Genomic DNA, 17,563 nt, shown 5'->3' on the forward strand with positions numbered 1-17,563 from the left:
TGGCACGCTGTTGAGTTCTCAAGGAACGGACGCTTCCTTTGTACTCACCCTCGCGGGCTTTCCTCCGGGCTTTCGTTCTGCTGTCTTGCGTTTCCGACTCTATCAGACTCTTTCGTGTCCGACTTCCTCGGCGCTTTCCAGGTTTTCGCTTTCGCGTTTCCCTTTCCGGCGAGTCCGACCCTATCAGCGATTTTCGAGCTCCCTGACCATTCGCCGTTTACCGAAAACGGCGCACGGGAATTGGGACAGAGATCAAGATCAGTACTGAAGAGGAAGGGTCCCGTCCATCAGACGTTCGCGAGAAGTTCACACGAGGCGTCCTGGCGGGAGTCACGACAGTACAGGTCCGGTGGTGGCCAAGCAAATTGATTCAGGCGTATGGTCTAGTCCACCGGTCTAGTCCACTAGTCTCCAGGCCGAAGGACCAGCCCGGATCGGGACCAACATCGGGCGAACCCGAACATCTTCTGACATATCCTTCTGAAGAGTACGCCGTTCGCAACAGGTAGTGACGGCGACACGAAGAAGCCCCACCCCTGGGAGGCCCCCATGACCAACGTGACGTCCCCACTCGCCGGGCGCGCCATCGGACTCGCGGCAGTGCCGGATCCGGTGTTCTCCGGCGCGATGGTGGGACCGGGCACCGCCATTGATCCCGTGCGTGAGCCCTCGGAGGCGGTGTCCCCCGTCGATGGTGTGGTCGTCTCCCTTCACCCGCACGCGTACGTAGTAGTCGACGGCGATGGCCACGGTGTGCTCACGCACCTCGGGATCGACACCGTCCAGCTCAACGGCGAGGGCTTCGAGCTGCTCGTGAACAAGGGCGACACCGTGAGCCGTGGTCAGGCCGTCATCCGTTGGAACCCGCAGGCCGTGGAGCAGGCCGGCAAGTCGCCGATCTGCCCGGTCGTGGCGCTGGAGGCCAGCGTCGAGTCCCTTTCCGACGTGAACGTGGACGGGGACGTCAAGGCCGGAGACGCGCTCTTCAGCTGGAAGTGACCTGGCCGCCTGCTGAGGCGAGTCGGACATCCACCGCGGCGGCTCGGCCCGCCGCTCAATCGGAGACGGGTGAAATGGAGACAACGCTGCGAGGCGTCGGCGTGAGCCACGGTGTGGCGATCGGCGAGGTTCGGCACATGGGTACGGCGGTCCTGGAGCCGCCGGCCAAGCAGATCACCGCGGACGAGGCGGAGCGCGAACAGGGGCGCGCCCGTAAGGCCGTGAGTGCTGTTGCGGCCGACCTGATCGCACGTGGCCAGCTGGCCGGTGGCGAGGCCCAGCACGTGCTCGAGGCCCAGGCGATGATCGCCGAGGACCCCGAGCTGATGGCGGACGTCGATCGTCGGATCGCCGTCGGCAGCACCGCCGAGCGCGGTGTGTACGACGCGTTCGCCGCCTACCGCGATCTGCTCGCGGGGGCCGGCGAGTACATGGCCGGCCGGGTGGCCGACCTGGACGACGTGCGCAACCGCATCGTGGCGCGGCTGCTCGGCGTGCCGATGCCGGGTGTTCCGGACAGTGACGAGCCCTACGTACTGATCGCGCGGGATCTTGCCCCCGCTGACACGGCTCTGCTGGACCCCGCGCTGGTTCTTGGTTTCGTGACGGAGGAGGGCGGGCCGACCAGCCACAGCGCCATCCTCGCTCGCGCGCTGGGTGTGCCGGCCATCGTGGCGCTGCCCGGTGCCGGTGAGATCGCCGAAGGCACGGTCATCGCCGTGGACGGCAGCACCGGCGATCTGTTCGTCGAGCCGACCGCGGAGAAGCGGGCCGAGCTGGAGGCCGCGGCCGCGGAGCGGAAGGCCGCTCTGGCCGCCTCGTCCGGTCCCGGCGCGACCTCCGACGGTCACAAGGTGCCGCTCCTGGCGAACGTCGGCGGTCCGGCGGACGTGCCGGCGGCCGTGGAGGCCGGGGCCGAGGGTGTGGGCCTGTTCCGCACCGAGTTCCTGTTCCTGGACGACAGCAAGAAGGCGCCGTCCGAGGACAAGCAGATCGAGTCGTACCGGAAGGTTCTGGAGGCGTTCCCCGAGGGGCGTGTCGTCGTGCGCGTGCTCGACGCCGGTGCCGACAAGCCGCTGGACTTCCTCACCCCGGGCGACGAGCCGAACCCGGCGCTGGGCGTGCGTGGTCTGCGGTCGCTGCTGGACCACCCGGAGGTGCTGCGCACGCAGCTCACCGCGCTGGCCAAGGCCTCGGAGGGGCTGCCCGTCTACCTCGAGGTCATGGCCCCGATGGTCGCCGACCGCATCGACGCCAGGGCGTTCGCGGACGCCTGTCGCGAAGCGGGTCTGAAGGCGAAGTTCGGCGCGATGGTGGAGATCCCCTCCGCCGCGCTGCGTGCGCGCTCGATCCTGCAGGAGGTCGAGTTCCTTTCGCTGGGCACGAACGACCTCGCGCAGTACGCCTTCGCCGCCGACCGTCAGGTGGGTGCGGTGTCGCGGCTGCAGGACCCGTGGCAGCCGGCGCTGCTCGACCTGATCGCGATGTCGGCCGAGGCCGCCAAGGCGGAGGGCAAGAGCTGCGGCGTCTGCGGCGAGGCCGCTTCCGACCCGCTGCTGGCCTGCGTGCTGACCGGTCTGGGTGTCACCTCCCTTTCGATGGGTGCCGCTTCCATTCCGTACGTGCGGGCGACGCTCGCCAAGTACACGCTCGCCCAGTGCGAGCGTGCCGCGGCCGCCGCTCGGGCGGCGGACACCGCCGAAGAGGCCCGTGTGGCCGCGCAGGCGGTCCTCTCCGGCGAGTAGTCGGGCGAGAAGTCGAGCAGTCGATCAGTCGAGGGGCCTTCGCCGGTTGGTGAGGGCCCCTCGGGTGTTTCCCCGTCCCCCCGGGCTAGTGGTGGGGGCCCGGGGCGTCCACCTCGTAGCCCGGGCAGTACTCGACGCCCGGTTCGGGAGCCACGGGGTCGCCGGTGTCGGCGTCCGTGCAGTAGGCGTTGAAGACGGCCGCGGCCGAGAGGGCGACGAGTCGGCCTCGGTCCAGGCGCCAGCCGTGGACCCGGTCCCGGTGGCCGTCGGCGGAGCTGCGCAGGACCAGTCCCCCGGCGCCTCCGAGGGCGAGGCCGGCCGCCAGGACCGTCACGAAGTCGAGGCCCTCGCGGTCCTCGATGCGCGGTGCGGCCTCCGGGTCGTCGGGGGCCTGTGCGTGGAGCACGGCGACGAGCTGTTCCGCCTCGGTCGGGATGCTGCACACGAAGTGGTGGCTGCCTGGTCCGGCGCCGGCCACGAGGCGTTCGGCCGTTTCGGCGGCGCGCTCGAAGGAGGCGTGGCCGATGTCCTCGCCGCAGTCCGCGCAGGCGCCGACCTCGGCGAGGAGCGTGGTGGCGTACTCCCACGTGGCCTGCCGGACGGCCTCGTCGATGAGGAGCGGGACGAGCTCGTCGATGGGCTGGCCGGTGTAGGGCAGTCCGGTGCCGTGTCCGGCGAGCTCCGCGGTGAAGCGGGTGCGGGTCTCGGCGGTGTCCGGGTCGAGGTCGTGGTCCGCGCAGTAGTCGGCGTACTCCTCCGGGTCGAAGAGGGTGACCGTGGTGTGGATGCCCTGGGCCGCGAGGGAGCGGAGCAGGGTCTCGACGTGGCGGAGGTAGTCCGCGTAGTCGTCGCGGTGGTCGAAGGTGAAGCTGCGGTAGCCGCTCATGGCCGCGAAGTCCCCCGAGTCGGCGAGTAGGCCGACCGTGCTGGGGGCTTCGCGGCGCAGGGCGCGGCGCCTGTGGGTCTCGTTCTTGCGTGGCATGGCTGGTCCCCCTGAGTGGTGCGATCGATTGCTCACTCAGAGTAATCACAGCCACTGACAGTGGCCGTGATGGTGGGCCGGCCGGCCTCAGCCGCGGGTGCGGGCGAGCTCCTCGTAGAAGTGGAGGAGGTCCAGGTTGTCGACGGAGCCCGGGTTGACCGCCTTGGCGAGCGGCGCGCCCTGGAGGAGCCGCTTGACGGGGACCTCGATGCGCTTGCCGGTGAGGGTGTGCGGGATACCCGGGACCTCGATGATCTCGTCGGGGACGTGGCGCGGGGAGAGTTCCTCGCGGATGGTCTGCTTGATGCGGGCGCGGAGGGCGTCGTCGAGGGCGGCGCCCGGGGCGAGGTGGACGAAGAGCGGCATCCAGTAGCCGCCGTTCGGCTCCTCCAGGCCGATGACCAGTGATTCCTTGATCTCGGGGAGGCGCTCGACGGCCTCGTAGATGTCTGCCGAGCCCATCCGGACGCCCTGGCGGTTGAGGGTGGAGTCGGAGCGGCCGTGGATGACCACCGAGCCGTGGTCCGTGATGGTGATCCAGTCCCCGTGGCGCCAGACGCCCGGGAACATGTCGAAGTAGCTGTCGCGGTAGCGGCTGCCGTCGGGGTCGTTCCAGAAGCGGATCGGCATGGACGGCATGGGGTTGGTGACGATCAGTTCGCCGACCTCGCCGAGGACGGGCTTGCCGGACGGGTCCCAGGCCTGGAGGTCCGTGCCGAGGCAGGCGGCCTGGAGCTCGCCGATGTGGACCGGGAGGGTGGGGACGGCTCCGGCGAAGCAGCTGCAGACGTCGGTCCCGCCGCTGACGGAGGCGATCCACAGGTCCTCGGCCACCTCGTCGTGCAGCCAGCGGAAGCCGTCGGGCGGCAGCGGGGAGCCGGTGGTGGCCACGCACTTGACGGCCGAGAGGTCGAAGTCGCGGGACGGGTGGACCTCGGCCTTGCGACAGGCCATCACGTAGGCGGCGGAGGTGCCGTAGAGGGTGGCACCGGTGCGCTCGGCGATGCGCCACTGGGCGCCGGTGTCGGGGTAGCCCGGGCTGCCGTCGTAGAGGACGACCGTCGTACCGGTGAGCAGGCCGGAGACGAGGAAGTTCCACATCATCCAGCCGGTGGAGGTGTACCAGAAGAAGCGGTCCTCGGGGCCGAGGTCGCAGTGCAGGCCGAGCTGCTTGAGGTGTTCGAGGAGGATGCCGCCCTGGGACTGGACGATGGCCTTGGGCAGGCCGGTGGTGCCGGAGGAGTAGAGGACCCAGAGCGGGTGGTCGAAGGGAACCGGCTCGAAGACGGGCTCGGTGGCGGCGGAGGTCAGGTCCGACCAGGTGAGGGCGGACTCGGGAGCCGGCGTGCCGAGGAGCGGGATGTGGACGACGGCGCGCAGGGAGGGGAGGTCCGCGCGGAGCTCGGCGACGGTGTCGCGGCGGTCGTGCTCCTTGCCCCCGTACCGGTAGCCGTCGACGGTGAACAGGACGACCGGCTCGACCTGCTGGAAGCGGTCGAGGACGCTGCGGGCGCCGAAGTCGGGGGCGCAGGAGGTCCAGACGCCGCCCACGGCGGCGGTGGCGAGGAGGGCGACGGCCGCCTCGGGGATGTTGGGGAGGTAGCCGCTGATCCGGTCGCCGGGGCGGACGCCGAGGGCGCGCAGTTCGGCGGCGAGGGAGCCGACCTGGCGGCGGAGCTCGGCCCAGGTGACGGGGACGGTCTCGTGGGTCTCGTCGACGTACAGCAGGGCGGCGTCGTCGGCGCGGGCCGGGTCCTCGGCCGCGCGCAGGGCGTGCTCGGCGTAGTTGAGGGTGGCGCCGGGGAACCAGCGGGCGCCGGGCATCGAGCGGTCCGCAAGCACGGATTCGTACGGGGTGGTGAAGCGGACGTCGAACCACTCGGCGACGGCCTGCCAGAAGGTGTCGAGCGCGTCGACGGACCAGCTGTGCAGGGCCGGGTAGCCGCCCTCGGCGGGAGCTCCGTGGCGCTCGGCGGCCCAGGCCTGGAAGGCGGTGATCCGGGCCGCGGCGATCCGGTCGGGACCGGGGGTCCAGAGGGGTTCCGGCTGCGTGGCTGAGGTCATGGGTCGGCTCCCGGTCAAGTCTGCGGCTCGCGCGTGGTGTGTGCGTTGCGTACGGTGCCTGCGCGCGGGGGTGGGTGCGCGTCGGCCCACAGGGACGATGCCACGTGATCGAGATCCGCACCAGGGCCGTCAGCTGCGGCGCGGCCTCCTGGGCGGGCTCCTGCCAGGGTGAACGGCAGTTGAACGCAGCCCCCTGGGCCGGGGGCCGGTGGCAGGGTGAGCGGCATGAACGGTCGTGATCTGGTGCGTGTGGTGCAGGACATCGGTTCGGAGCGCGGGAGGCGTGCCTGGCTCTCCGCTTGGCGGCGCCGGCGTGCGGACGCGGTGGGCCTTCCGCGCCGGGGTGCGGAGCGGGCGCGGGTGCCCGGGCTGCTGACGGGCACGGAGCCGCTGCCGGGCGGGGGCGTGCTGCGGTTCGCCCGGTCGGAGCTGGTCGTACGGGTCATGGTGGGCGGCGCGGTGTTCTGGGGCTGGGACGGGGCCGGGCCGACGCCTTCGTACGCGGTGGTGGGCGGTGGGCCGGAGCCCGATCCGAGGGCGGTGCTGGAGCCGGACACCGGCGGTGGTTGGCGGGTCGTGTCGGAGCGGGTGACGGTGGCGGTGTCCCGGCACGGGGCGGTGGAGGTGCGCACTCCGGGCGGGACGGTGCTGCGGCGGGAGACGCCGCCGCGGTGGTGGGAGCCGGTGGATCCGCGGATGGGCGGGGCGCGGTGGGTGCAGCGGAGCGAGGTGCCGGCGGACGCGCTGTTCTTCGGGCTGGGCGGGCGGGCGACGGGCCCCCGGCTGCGGGACGGGACGTACCGGCTGTGGAACACGGATCCGAAGGGGGGCTTCGGGCCGGGGGTCGACCCGCTGTACCTGACGATGCCGGTGCAGATGGTGGTCGCGGACGCGGGTACGCACCTGGTGTTCCACGACAACTCCTGGGACGGGCGGGTGGTGCTGCGGGAGGGCGAGGAGGGTGCGGGGTCGGGGGTGGACCGGCCCGGGCTGAGCGAGCTGCGCATGGAGGGCGGTCCGCTGCGGTGCTGGGTGCTTGTGGGGCCGCCGGCGCGGGTGGCGCAGGGCTGGTCGGGGCTGACGGGTGCGGCTGCGGTGCCGCCGGAGTGGGCGCTGGGCTACCAGCACGCGCGCTGGGGGTTCGGGAGTGCGGCGGAGGTGCGGCGGGTGGTGTCGGGGTACGCGTCGCGCGGGCTGCCGCTGTCGGCCGTGCACCTGGACATCGACCACTACGACGGGCACCGGGTGTTCACGGTGGACGAGGAGCGGTTCCCCGATCTGCCGGGGCTGGCCGGGGAGCTGCGGGAGCAGGGGGTGCGGCTCGTCTCGATCGTGGACCCGGCGGTGAAGGCGGGGGACGCGGTGCACTCCGCCGGGCTGTCGGTGGGGGCCGGGGGTGCGTTCGTACGGGACGCGCTGGGGCGGGAGGTGCGCGGTGAGGTGTGGCCGGGTGAGTGCGCCTACCCGGACTTCACGGATCCGGCGGTGCGGGAGTGGTGGGGCGGGCTGTACGCGGAGCGGCTCGCGCGGGGGTTCGCGGGCTTCTGGCACGACATGAACGAGCCGGTGTCCTTCGCCGCGTTCGGGGACACCACGCTGCCGAGGTCGGCGCGGCACGCGATGGACGGTGCGGGCGGCGACCACCGGGAGGGGCACAACGTGTACGCCCTCGCGATGGCGCGGGCCGGCTGGGAGGGGCTGCTGCGGCTGCGGCCGGCCGAGCGGCCGTTCCTGTTCTCCCGGTCGGGGTGGGCGGGGATGCAGCGGTACGGGGGCACGTGGTCCGGCGACGTGGAGAGCAGCTGGGACGGGCTGCGGGCCTCGCTGGCGCTGGTGTTGGGGCTGGGGCTGTGCGGGGTGCCGTACTCGGGGCCGGACGTGGGTGGCTTCGGGGGCTCGCCGTCCCCGGAGTTGTACGTGCGGTGGCTGCAACTGGGGGCGTACCTGCCGCTGTTCCGGACGCATTCGGCGATCTGGGCGGGGCGGCGGGAGCCGTGGGAGTTCGGGGCGGAGGTGGAGGAGCAGGCGCGGGCGGTGCTGGCCGAACGGGACCGGCTGCGGCCGTACTTCGTGACGCTGGCCCACCTGGCGCGGCGGACGGGGGCGCCGTACGTGCGGCCGCTGTGGTGGGGGAACCCGGAGGACCGGCGGCTGCGGAGTTGCGAGGACGCGTTCCTGCTGGGCGACGCGCTGCTGGTGGCTCCGGTGCTGGAGTGCGGGGCGGACCGGCGGGCGGTGCGGTTGCCGCGGGGGCGCTGGTACGACACGGCGACGGGGGCGGCGCACGAGGGTCCGGGGCAGGTGCTGTTGGACGCGCCGCGGGGGCGGATCCCGGTGCTGGCGCGGGCCGGCGCGGTGCTTCCCGTACGGGGTGCGTCGGATGGCGTCGAGCTGGAGGTGTGGGCCCCGGCCCGGGGGCGTACGGGGGGCGGGGTGGTGATCCGGGATCCGGGGCCGGGGTTCGAGCCGGGGGAGGTCGAGCGGTACACCGTGCGGTGGGTCGGCGACGCGGTGGTGGTGGAGGACGAGGCCGGGGCTGCCGTGCCGGGGGTGGTCGTGCGGGGGCTTTGAGGCTGGGGTGGCCTGGGGCGGTAGGTGGGTGCGGGTTCACGATCGGGGCTCCGCCCCGGGACCCGCGCCTCAAACGCCGGCGGGGCTGGATTTCGCCCGGCCGGGCCAGGGGTGGCCGGGGCCGGTGAGTGGGTGCGGGTACAGGAACGGGGCTCCGCCCCGGGACCCGCGCCTCAAACGCCGGCGGGGCTGGATTTCGCCCGGCCGGGGCTGGATGTGCCGGGCAGGCACCGGATTTGCCCGGCGGGAGGGAGTCGGTCAGGCGTACCGGCCGTCGAACCAGGCCGCCACCGCTCGGGTGTGGAGGGGGAAGGCCAGCTGCGCCGGGGTGCGCAGCACGTGCCAGCCCGTGGTTTCGTTCGTTGCGACCGGGGCCGGGAGGCCCTCGGCCGGGCGGGGCGGGAGGAGGCCGAAGAGGAGGAGGTGGCCCGCCGGGGAGCTCATGGCGTCGGCGAGGGTCACCTCCGAGGAGGGGGCCGTGATGCCGGTCTCCTCGCGGAGTTCGCGGACGACCGCGTCGCGCCAGTCCTCGCCGAAGTCGATGAAGCCGCCGGGGAGGGCGATGCCGCCGAGGGCCGGTTCGATGGCGCGGGTGATGACCACCAGGCCGGTGCCGTCCGCGTCCTCGACGGGCAGCAGGGCGACGGCCACCGGGAGCGGGTTGCGGTAGGCGACCGCCCCGCAGGCGGCGCACGTGCGGGGCCACGTACGGGTGGTGTACGGCGCTCCGCAGGTGGAGCAGTGCGAGTCCCTCAGCTGTGCCGGCATGCGGCGATGGTATGCCAAGGGGCATGCGGATGACGGTTGTTGTGGGTGTGGTTGCCGTGCTGGCCGGCGGGTCGGCGCCCGCCGGGTTCGTGGCGCTGCGCGAGGTGGATCCGAGCGTCCGGCAGGACATGCGGTACGCCGGTGCGCGGAACTTCACGGGCGGGGTGGTGGACGGGTACGAGGAGCCGGTCTGCCTGCTGGCCCGGCCGGCCGCCGAGGCGTTGCGGCGGGCGCAGCGGAGGCTGTTGCGGCTGGGGTATTCGCTGCGGGTGTACGACTGCTACCGGCCGCAGCGTGCGGTGGACCGGTTCGTGCGGTGGGCCCGGGAGCCGGACGGCCCGGAAGACGCGGCCGCGAAGGCGGAGTTCTATCCGCTCGTGGCGCGGGAGCGGCTGATCCCCGAGGGGTACATCGCGGAGAAGTCCGGGCACAGCCGCGGGAGTACGGTCGATGTGACGCTGGAGGAGCTCGGCGGCCGCGGTGAGGTCGACATGGGCACTCCGTTCGACTTCTTCGACCCGCTGTCGAACACCGACGATCCGCGGGTGCCGGCCGCGGCGCGCGCCAACCGGCAGGTGTTGAAGGGGGCGCTGGCCGCGGAGGGGTTCGTGAATCTGCCGGAGGAGTGGTGGCACTTCACGTACAAGCCCGAGGCGTATCCGGACACGTATTTCGATTTCCCGGTCGCTGTCGCCGCCGTACGGCCTTGAGTACCGTGCCCGCATGACTTTCAGCTCGTACGAGGAATTCTGGCCGTACTACGTCGCCATGCACTCCCGCGCCGCCACCCGCTGGGTCCACCTCACCGGGACCCTCACGGGCCTGGCCCTGACCGCCTACGGGGTGGCGCGGGGGCGCAAGAGGTACCTCGCCGCGCTCCCGCTGCTCGGGTACGGGACCGCCTGGCCCGCCCATTTCCTGATCGAGAAGAACAATCCGGCCACCTTCGGCCATCCCGCGTGGTCGCTGCGCGGGGACGCCCAGATGATCCGGATGATGCTGGCCGGTCGGGACGCGGAGCTGGGCGAGATCGCCCGGAAGTGGCTCGCCCAGAACCGGTGACCCGGTCCGCCCTCCCGTGACAGACTTCTGACGATGCGTCAGTTCTTCTGCATGGGAGGGGTCTTGGCACGCACACGCACACCCGTCGTGAACGGGTGGTTCACCGAGGACGCGGCGGACGGCGGCGGCTTCCGGCTGCTCGGCACCCGCTGCTCGGCCTGTACCGCGGTGTTCTTCCCGCGCGAGGACGCGTACTGCCGCAATCCGCGCTGCCCCGGCGGCGGCGAGCTCGCCGAGGTCCCGCTGTCGGCGCGCGGCAGGGTCTGGTCCTTCACGGACGGGCGCTACCGGCCGCCCGCGCCGTACGTGTCCGACCCGGACGCGCCCTGGGAGCCGTACACGCTGGTCGCGGTGGAGCTGGAGGCCGAGGGGATGGTCGTACTGGGCCAGGCCGCGCCCGGGGTCGGCGTCGCCGATCTGGCGGTCGGGACGGAGGTCGAGGTGGTGGGCGGCGTGCTGAACGAGGACGCCGACACCACCTGGACCACCTGGCAGTTCAAGCCGGTGGGAGGGGCCGCGTGAGCGCCGATGTCGCCGTCCTCGGGGCCGGCATGCACCCGTGGGGCAAGTGGGGCCGCAGTTTCGTGGAGTACGGGCGGGCGGCGGCGCGCGCGGCGCTGGCCGACGCCGGGCTGGACTGGACGGACGTGCAGTCCATCGTCGGCGCCGACACCGTGCGCTCGGGGTATCCGGGCTATGTGGCCGGGGCGACCTTCGCCCAGGCCCTCGGCTGGCAGGGCGCGCGCGTGACCAGCGTGTACGCGGCCTGTGCGTCCGGGGCGCAGGCGATCGGGGCGGCCCGGTCGCAGATCCTGGCGGGGTTGGCCGACGTGGTGCTGGTGGTCGGGGCGGACGCGGCGCCCAAGGGGTTCTTCGCGCCTGCCGGGGGCGACCGGCCGGACGATCCGGACTGGCTGCGCTTCCGGGTGCTCGGGGCCACGAACCCCGCGTACTTCGCGCTGTACGCCCGCCGCCGGATGGCCGTCTACGGGGACACCGCGGAGGACTTCGCCGAGGTCAAGGTGAAGAACGCGGCGGCCGGGGTGCTCAACCCGAACGCCCGCTACCGCAAGCGCGTCACCGCCGAGGAGGTCGCGGCCTCGGCGGTCGTCGCCGACCCGCTGAGGCTCCTCGACATCTGCGCGACCTCCGACGGGGGCGCGGCGCTGGTGCTCAGCAGCATGGACTTCGCGCGCTCGCGCGGGGTGGGTGATCCGGTGCGGATCCGGGCCGTGTCGACGGTGACGCCGACCTATCCGCGGACGGTGCTGGACCTCCCGGACATCGCCACCGACTCGGTGCTCGCGGTGGAGCCCGCGGCCGGATCCTTCCGGTCCTCGATCGCGCGTGCCGCGTACGAGGAGGCGGGGCTCGGGCCGGACGAGCTGTCGCTCGCCGAGGTGTACGACCTCTCCACCGCCCTGGAGCTGGAGTGGTACGAGGACATCGGGCTCTGCGGGGAGGGTGAGGGCGCCAAGCTCGTACGGGAGGGTGCGACCGCGCTCGGCGGGCGGATCCCCGTGAACACGAGCGGCGGGCTGGCCTCCTTCGGGGAGGCGGTTCCGGCCCAGGCCATCGCCCAGGTGTGCGAGCTGACCTGGCAGCTGCGCGGGACGGCCGGGGAGCGGCAGGTGCCGGGGGCGCGGGCCGGGATCACGGCCAACCAGGGGCTGTTCGGGCACGGGTCGGCCGTGATCGCGGTCCGCTGATCGCGCCGATGCCCGTGCGGGCGGTGGGCCTGCCGGGTGCGGCGCCGTTGCCGGGGGCACTGCCCCCGGACCCCCGCGCCTCAAACGCCGGCGAGGCTGGATTTGCCCCGCGGCGGGGAAAGTGGGGGTGCGGCAACGCTTGACGGCCCCCTGTGGCGGGTTCACACTCGCTCCACAGTCCCGCGCGGCGACCGGGACCCCGATCCCCCCATGAGAGCTGCGGCCCGTACCCCAGTCGGCGGGGGTACGGGCCGCCTCCACGTCAGGCCCCGGCCTCCGCCTTGAGGCTCAGGCGCCGGGCGCGCGCGAGGGTCATCGCGTGCTCGACGACCCCGACCAGCACGTCCTTCACGGACTCGCGGTCGCGCGCGTCGCACAGCAGCACCGGTACCTCGGGGTCGAGGTCGAGTGCCGTCCGTACGGTGACCACGGGGTGCCGGTCCGCACCGTCGAAGCAGTTGACCGCGACGACGAACGGGATCGCGCGCCGCTCGAAGTAGTCGATCGCCGCGAAGCAGTCGGCGAGCCGGCGGGTGTCGGCGAGGACGATCGCGCCGAGCGAGCCCTGGGCCAGCTCGTCCCACAGGAACCAGAACCGGTCCTGCCCGGGTGTGCCGAACAGGTACAGCACGAGGTCCTCGCGGAGCGTGATGCGCCCGAAGTCCATGGCCACGGTCGTGGTGTTCTTGCCCTCCACTCCCCCGGTGTCGTCGATGCCGACGCCCGGCTCGGAGAGCCGTTCCTCGGTCCGCAGCGGCCGGATCTCGCTTACCGCACTGACCAGGGTGGTCTTGCCCACCCCGAAGCCGCCCGCGACCAGGATCTTCAGGGTCAGCGGCTCGACCGGTGACACGGCATGCATGGCACCGGTGCGGCTAGAGCGCCCGAAGGCCATCGATCACCTCACGCAGAATGGATTCATCGGGCAGTTCGGCCGGAGGTACCGGCCGGGTCACGTGGACCAGTTCGTCGGCGACCAGATCGCCGATCAGGACGCGCACCACCCCGACCGCGAGGTCGACGTCGGCCGCCAGTTCGGCGACCGACTGCGGCCGGTCGCGGCACAGTCCGAGGATGTGCGCGTGTTCCGGGGACAGGGTCATGTCCCAGACCGGATCGTCGGCCGCCGGTTCGGCGACGACGAGCGCGATCAGGTCCAGCCGGTGCTGGCCCGCGTGGCTGGTCCGGCCGCGGGTCATGGCGTACGGGCGCACGACCGGGCCCGCGTCGGCGTCGAACCAGTGGTCGTGCTCGGGAGCGAACGCGTCCGTCCCGTGGCGGTCGTTGGTGCTTCTGGTGGTGCTGTCGTCGGAGTGGTGCGGGCGGTCCTGGCCTGGGTCGCTCATGCGGTCCGACTCACCCTCCGGCGGGCAGCCCGGTGCGCGGGGCGGTCGCCAGGTGGTCACCGACGCGCTTGACCATGAGCGTCATCTCGTACGCGACCTGACCGACGTCGGAGTCGGCGTCGGCGAGGACGGCCAGGCAGCTGCCGTCGCCGGCGGCCATCACGAACAGGAAGGCCTCGTCGAGCTCGACGACCGTCTGGCGGACCTTGCCGGAGTCGAAGTGCCGCCCGACGCCCTTGGCCAGGCTGTGGAAGCCGGAGGCCACGGCCGCCAGGTGCTCGCTGTCCTCGCGGGTCAGGTCGTTGGAGCTCCCGGTCGGCAGGCCGTCGCCGGAGAGGACCACGGCCTTGCGGATGGAGCCGACTCGGTCGACGAGCTCGTCGAGGAGCCAGTTGAGCGGGCCGGAGCCGCGGCCCCTGGTGTCGTTGCCGGTCTGCGGTGCGGTCATCGACCGTCCCCTTCGTTCTCGTTCGCGGGACCGGTGGCGGCGGGGGTGCCGGCCTCGGTCTCGGACTGCTCTGCGTGCTTGTTGCGGCCCGCCGTCCAGCCTCGCTGGAGTGCTGACATGCGCGTACGTACGTCATCCGCGTCCCGGTGGTCGACCGGTTCGGCGGCGGTGTCGGCGGGCTTCGGTGCCGGAGTGTTCTTCAGCTGTGGCGCCAGGCTGGCCTGGCGGACGCGGCGGGGCAGGCCGCCGGTGGCGACGGCGTCGTCGGCGGTGGGCTCGGAGGCCGGCGCGGACGTGGCCGCACCGGACACCGGCCGGGGTTCGACACGGCGGCCGTGCTCGGCGACCAGCGTCGGCGTGGGGCGGCGGCGCGGCAGCGGCACGGCGCCCGAGGAACGGCGGCCGTCGGGGCGCACGCCGGCCTCGGCGCGCTGGGTGTCCAGCCGGACCGGACCGGTGGGCGCGAGCGGCTCGCGCTCGCGGCCGGCGCCCTGGCGGGCCCCGTTCCGCTCCGTGTGCCGGTCGCCGTGCGGCCGGTCGGCCGGGCGCAGCCCCAGGAGGGCGCTGCGCGGGGTGCCGCCCGGCGGGGTCTCGTCGTCGAGGGTGGCCATGGCGGGGCGGCCGCCGACGCCGGTGAGGCCGGCGATGCCGGTGGCGACGTTCTCGTCCAGGACGGAGTCGAGGGCGTCGACCCCGTTGATGCCGAGGGGGGCCTCCAGCTCGACCGGGCCGCGCAGTTCGGCGGCGGGCAGCGGTCGGCCGGACGTCGCGCGTTCGACGGCGGCGGGCGCGGGCCGCTCGGAGGCGGGCTTGCCCGACTCCTCCAGGCGCAGGCCCGTGCCGTTGGTCTCGGGGGCCTCGGTCAGCAGCGCCGAGGGCAGGAAGACCACCGCGGTGGTGCCTCCGTACGGGCTGGGCTGGAGGACGACCTTGACGCTGTGGCGCTGCGCGAGGCGGCTGACGACGAAGAGGCCGAGCCGGTCGGTGTCGGAGAGCTCGAACTCGGGGGTCTCGGCGAGCCGGAGGTTCGCGTCGAGCAGCGCCTCCGGGGTCATGCCGAGGCCGCGGTCGTGGATCTCCAGGGTGAAGCCGTTGGCCACGCGCTCGCCGAGGACCTGGACCGCGGTGTGCGGCGGTGAGAACACGGTGGCGTTCTCCAGGAGTTCGGCGATGAGGTGGGTGACGTCGGCGACGGCGGGGCCCGCGATGCCCAGGCGGCTGAGCCGGCGCACCTCGATGCGCTCGTAGTCCTCGACCTCGGCGACGGCGGCCCGTACGACGTCCATCAGCTGGACGGGCTTGCGCCACTGGCGGGAGGGCGCGGCGCCGGAGAGGATCACCAGGCCTTCGGCGTGGCGGCGCATGCGGGTGGTCATGTGGTCGAGGCGGAAGAGGTCGGCGAGCTCCTCGGTGTCCTCGGTGCGGCGTTCCATGGTGTCGAGGAGCGTCAGCTGGCGGTGCAGCAGCACCTGGTTGCGGCGGGCCAGGTTGACGAACACCTCGGAGACGCCGCGACGCAGCTCGGCCTGCTTGACGGCGGCCTCGACGGCGGCGCGCTGGAGGCTGTTGAGGGCCTGGCCGACCTGGCCGACCTCGTCCTTCTCGTACTCCAGGTGGGGCGCCTCGGTCTCCACGTCCACGTGCTCGCCGGCGGCGAGGCGGCGCATGACGCTCGGCAGCCGGACGCCGGAGGCCTCGTGGGCCTCCTTGCGCAGCCGGGACAGGTCGCGGATCAGGTCGCGGCCGATGCGGACGGAGAGGATGAGCGACACGATCAGGGCGATGAAGCCGAGGACGCCGGCGACGGCGGCCTGGATCATCACGTCCATGGCGACGGGCTCGATGCGCCGCTGGTAGCGGTCACCGGCCTCGGTGTCCATGGCCGCGAGGTCGTCGAGCGCCTTGGCCGAGACCTCGTCCCACTGGGCGGCGGTGGTGCTGCGCGGGTTCTTGCCGGCGCCGGCGGTGATGAAGCGTTCCTCGGCGTCGCGCAGGTCCTTGGTCTCCGAGCCCGCCCAGAACACCTCGAACCGCTCGCGGTCCTCGGCCGGGAGGGTCACGAGGTTGAACTCGTAGAGCAGCTTGCGGTTCGAGGCGAGGTCGGAGACCTGGCGGATGCTCGTGGGCTCGACCGTGCGGGAGACGAGGGCGGAGGCCATCACGGCGTCCTCGCGGGAGAACAGCTCGCGGGCGCGGCTGATGCCGACGAGTGCGCGGCCCTCCTTGTCGACCTCCACGTTGTCGAGACCGTGGAGGTTCATGAGGAAGTCGTAGCAGGGGTCGATGAGCCGGTTGTAGAGCTCCAGGGCCTGCGTGGGGTCGAGGGAGTTCTGGTCGACGGAGCGGCGCATGGCTCCGATGCCGTGGAAGGCCGCGACGATGGAGTGCAGGTTCCGGGCGCTCTGCGGGCTCAACTCGCCCATGACCTTCGGGTCCCGGGCGCTGGCGCTGATCCGCTCGACCGCCTGGTCCGTGACCGCGCGGCTCTTGGCCAGCTCGGCTATCGCCCCGGACGCGCGGGGGTCCCCGAGCAGTACGAGGGTCTGGCGGCGTTCCTTCTGGATGACTCGGGAGACGTCCTCGACTGGGTAGCCGACCTTGTCGATGACGTAGGCCACGTCAAAGAGTTGGACGGCCTCACGGCCGGTGATGACCGTGGCGAAGCCCCAGAGGGCAGTCAGGGAGACGAGCGGTACCAGCAGCAACGCCACGATCTTCCGGCGGATGGATTTCCCGCGAAAGCGCATGGCCTCCCCAGCCTCCCCAGCTCAACCCCGTTGTCGGGGGTCGGTGTTCCGTCATTTAAACGGCGTGAGCCTACTACTGACCAAGAGGTGCTTCGAAGGCGTGTCCGGACGTTTTCGGCCGGACGCCTGGACGAAGATCACGAGTTGTCCGATACTTCCGGTCAACTGCGGCCCGATTTGTGGCAGATGACACCCCGTGGGGCCTCGGTTCCCGCAACGGGATGGATGGCTGGAATTATTCGTTCCGCGATCTTCGGTGCGGGTGGATGCGTCCGGGATTCGGGAATCTCCCGCACCCTCCGGACGTCTGTCTGGGTAGGTGGGGTGGGTAGGCATGGCGGGACGGACGACCCCGGGCGCGGGGTCGGGGTCGGGGTCGGGGTCGGGGAGAGAGCGGGCCGTGAACGGATTCGAGGGCGGGGGCGGGGGCGGGGCGGGGGCGCGGGGTGCGGCCGGTGCGCTGCCTGATGGTGCGCGGCGCGGGCTGTGGGTGGAGGAGGCGGCCGGGCGGCGCCGGATGCCGGATCCGGTGCGGGTCTCCGCGGTGCGGGCGGTGATGATCGTGGCCGTGACCCTGACGGTGGCCACGATCGCGTTCTACCTCGCGCTGGCCGGGTCGTGGCTGGCCTTCCCGATGGCGCTCGGCGCGGTCGCGGGGACGATCGTGGCCACCTGGGGCGTGCTGGACGTGTGGATCACCCGGCAGGCGTGGAACCAGCGTTACGGGGTCCTCTCGGCGCCGAGCAGCACGGCCCGTACCCGGCGGGGCGGCGGGGGCGCGGGTGAGCCGGGAGGGCGGGGCCGAATACCCCGCGACGACGGGCCGTTGACGGCGTCCGCCCGCCGGTAGAGGCCTCCTGGCCGGGGTCGCCCCTGCGCTGCGCGGGCCGATTGGCGGGCGCCGGTGCGGATGGGTGCGGGTGCCGCTGCGCGGGGCCTCTCCCCGCCCCGCCCTTCCACCGTTCCCCGGGGCTCTGCCCCGGACCCCGTACGGCGCTTCGCGCCGTCGCCTCAAACGCCGGCGGGGCTGGAATATCCAGCCCCGCCGGCGGTTGAGGGCCGGGGCCGGGCAGCGCCCCGGGGACCTCGGCGGAACCGGGGTTGGCGAGGAGCCGGTTGTGC

Annotated in this window: 15 protein-coding genes; 8 read left to right on the forward strand and 7 right to left on the reverse strand. The window is 72.8% G+C overall.

The annotated features are described in order from the left end of the window. Positions 1-549 precede the first annotated feature (549 nt). Together AB0O21_RS39290 and ptsP are read left to right on the forward strand one after the other, a co-directional pair. Positions 550-999 (forward strand): PTS glucose transporter subunit IIA, encoded by a 450-nt coding sequence (locus AB0O21_RS39290; RefSeq protein WP_365180442.1) that lies wholly within the window; start codon positions 550-552, stop codon positions 997-999. 74 nt (positions 1,000-1,073) lie between these two features. Continuing rightward, on the forward strand, positions 1,074-2,744 hold the full coding sequence (gene ptsP / locus AB0O21_RS39295) for a phosphoenolpyruvate--protein phosphotransferase (RefSeq protein WP_365180444.1): 1,671 nt from the start codon (positions 1,074-1,076) through the stop codon (positions 2,742-2,744). An 85-nt stretch (positions 2,745-2,829) separates the two neighbouring features. Here the strand turns inward: ptsP and AB0O21_RS39300 are convergent, their stop codons facing one another. Next, on the reverse strand, positions 2,830-3,726 hold the full coding sequence (locus AB0O21_RS39300) for a hypothetical protein (protein WP_365180446.1): 897 nt from the start codon (positions 3,724-3,726) through the stop codon (positions 2,830-2,832). Positions 3,727-3,813: 87 nt separating this feature from the next. Further along, positions 3,814-5,790, reverse strand: a complete 1,977-nt coding sequence (locus AB0O21_RS39305) for an acetoacetate--CoA ligase (RefSeq protein ID WP_365180448.1) — start codon at positions 5,788-5,790, stop codon at positions 3,814-3,816. Positions 5,791-6,015: 225 nt separating this feature from the next. Between AB0O21_RS39305 and AB0O21_RS39310 the strand changes: the two genes are divergently transcribed. After that, complete coding sequence (locus tag AB0O21_RS39310) at positions 6,016-8,361, forward strand: glycoside hydrolase family 31 protein (protein WP_365180451.1); 2,346 nt, start codon at positions 6,016-6,018, stop codon at positions 8,359-8,361. A 258-nt stretch (positions 8,362-8,619) separates the two neighbouring features. Here the strand turns inward: AB0O21_RS39310 and AB0O21_RS39315 are convergent, their stop codons facing one another. After that, the gene (locus tag AB0O21_RS39315; protein ID WP_365180454.1) at positions 8,620-9,129 is read right to left on the reverse strand and encodes an NUDIX domain-containing protein; all 510 of its coding nucleotides are present in this window, start codon (positions 9,127-9,129) and stop codon (positions 8,620-8,622) included. Positions 9,130-9,158: 29 nt separating this feature from the next. On the opposite strand from AB0O21_RS39315, the gene AB0O21_RS39320 reads away from it, so the two are divergent. The 4 genes from AB0O21_RS39320 to AB0O21_RS39335 all read left to right on the forward strand — a co-directional run bounded on the left by AB0O21_RS39320 (position 9,159) and on the right by AB0O21_RS39335 (position 11,900). Next, complete coding sequence (locus AB0O21_RS39320) at positions 9,159-9,839, forward strand: M15 family metallopeptidase (RefSeq protein ID WP_365180457.1); 681 nt, start codon at positions 9,159-9,161, stop codon at positions 9,837-9,839. 13 nt (positions 9,840-9,852) lie between these two features. Next, positions 9,853-10,191 carry a DUF962 domain-containing protein gene (locus tag AB0O21_RS39325; RefSeq protein ID WP_365180460.1) on the forward strand — a complete coding sequence of 113 codons (339 nt, stop codon included), beginning with the start codon at positions 9,853-9,855 and terminating at the stop codon, positions 10,189-10,191. Positions 10,192-10,254: 63 nt separating this feature from the next. Continuing rightward, positions 10,255-10,713, forward strand: a complete 459-nt coding sequence (locus tag AB0O21_RS39330) for a zinc ribbon domain-containing protein (RefSeq protein WP_365180462.1) — start codon at positions 10,255-10,257, stop codon at positions 10,711-10,713. After that, positions 10,710-11,900 carry a lipid-transfer protein gene (locus AB0O21_RS39335; RefSeq protein WP_365180464.1) on the forward strand — a complete coding sequence of 397 codons (1,191 nt, stop codon included), beginning with the start codon at positions 10,710-10,712 and terminating at the stop codon, positions 11,898-11,900. The genes AB0O21_RS39330 and AB0O21_RS39335 overlap by 4 nt, the downstream gene beginning before the upstream one ends. Positions 11,901-12,162: 262 nt before the next feature. On the opposite strand, the gene AB0O21_RS39340 is transcribed toward AB0O21_RS39335, so the two are convergent. From AB0O21_RS39340 to AB0O21_RS39355, 4 genes are read right to left on the reverse strand one after another with little or no spacing between them, the layout of a single operon-like run. Further along, a complete protein-coding gene (locus AB0O21_RS39340) occupies positions 12,163-12,795 on the reverse strand; it encodes an ATP/GTP-binding protein (protein WP_365180467.1) in 633 nt (210 codons plus the stop codon). Continuing rightward, on the reverse strand, positions 12,776-13,246 hold the full coding sequence (locus AB0O21_RS39345; RefSeq protein ID WP_365180469.1) for a DUF742 domain-containing protein: 471 nt from the start codon (positions 13,244-13,246) through the stop codon (positions 12,776-12,778). The genes AB0O21_RS39340 and AB0O21_RS39345 overlap by 20 nt, the downstream gene beginning before the upstream one ends. A 10-nt stretch (positions 13,247-13,256) precedes the next feature. Next, positions 13,257-13,694 (reverse strand): roadblock/LC7 domain-containing protein, encoded by a 438-nt coding sequence (locus AB0O21_RS39350; RefSeq protein WP_365180471.1) that lies wholly within the window; start codon positions 13,692-13,694, stop codon positions 13,257-13,259. Then, positions 13,691-16,441 carry a nitrate- and nitrite sensing domain-containing protein gene (locus tag AB0O21_RS39355; RefSeq protein ID WP_365180474.1) on the reverse strand — a complete coding sequence of 917 codons (2,751 nt, stop codon included), beginning with the start codon at positions 16,439-16,441 and terminating at the stop codon, positions 13,691-13,693. Before AB0O21_RS39355 ends, AB0O21_RS39350 begins: the two co-directional genes overlap by 4 nt. 460 nt (positions 16,442-16,901) lie before the next feature. Between AB0O21_RS39355 and AB0O21_RS39360 the strand changes: the two genes are divergently transcribed. Further along, positions 16,902-17,291 carry a hypothetical protein gene (locus tag AB0O21_RS39360; RefSeq protein ID WP_365180477.1) on the forward strand — a complete coding sequence of 130 codons (390 nt, stop codon included), beginning with the start codon at positions 16,902-16,904 and terminating at the stop codon, positions 17,289-17,291. The last annotated feature ends 272 nt before the right edge of the window (positions 17,292-17,563 follow it).

Source organism: Streptomyces sp. NPDC091371, assembly GCF_040684275.1.
Lineage (GTDB): Bacteria > Actinomycetota > Actinomycetes > Streptomycetales > Streptomycetaceae > Streptomyces.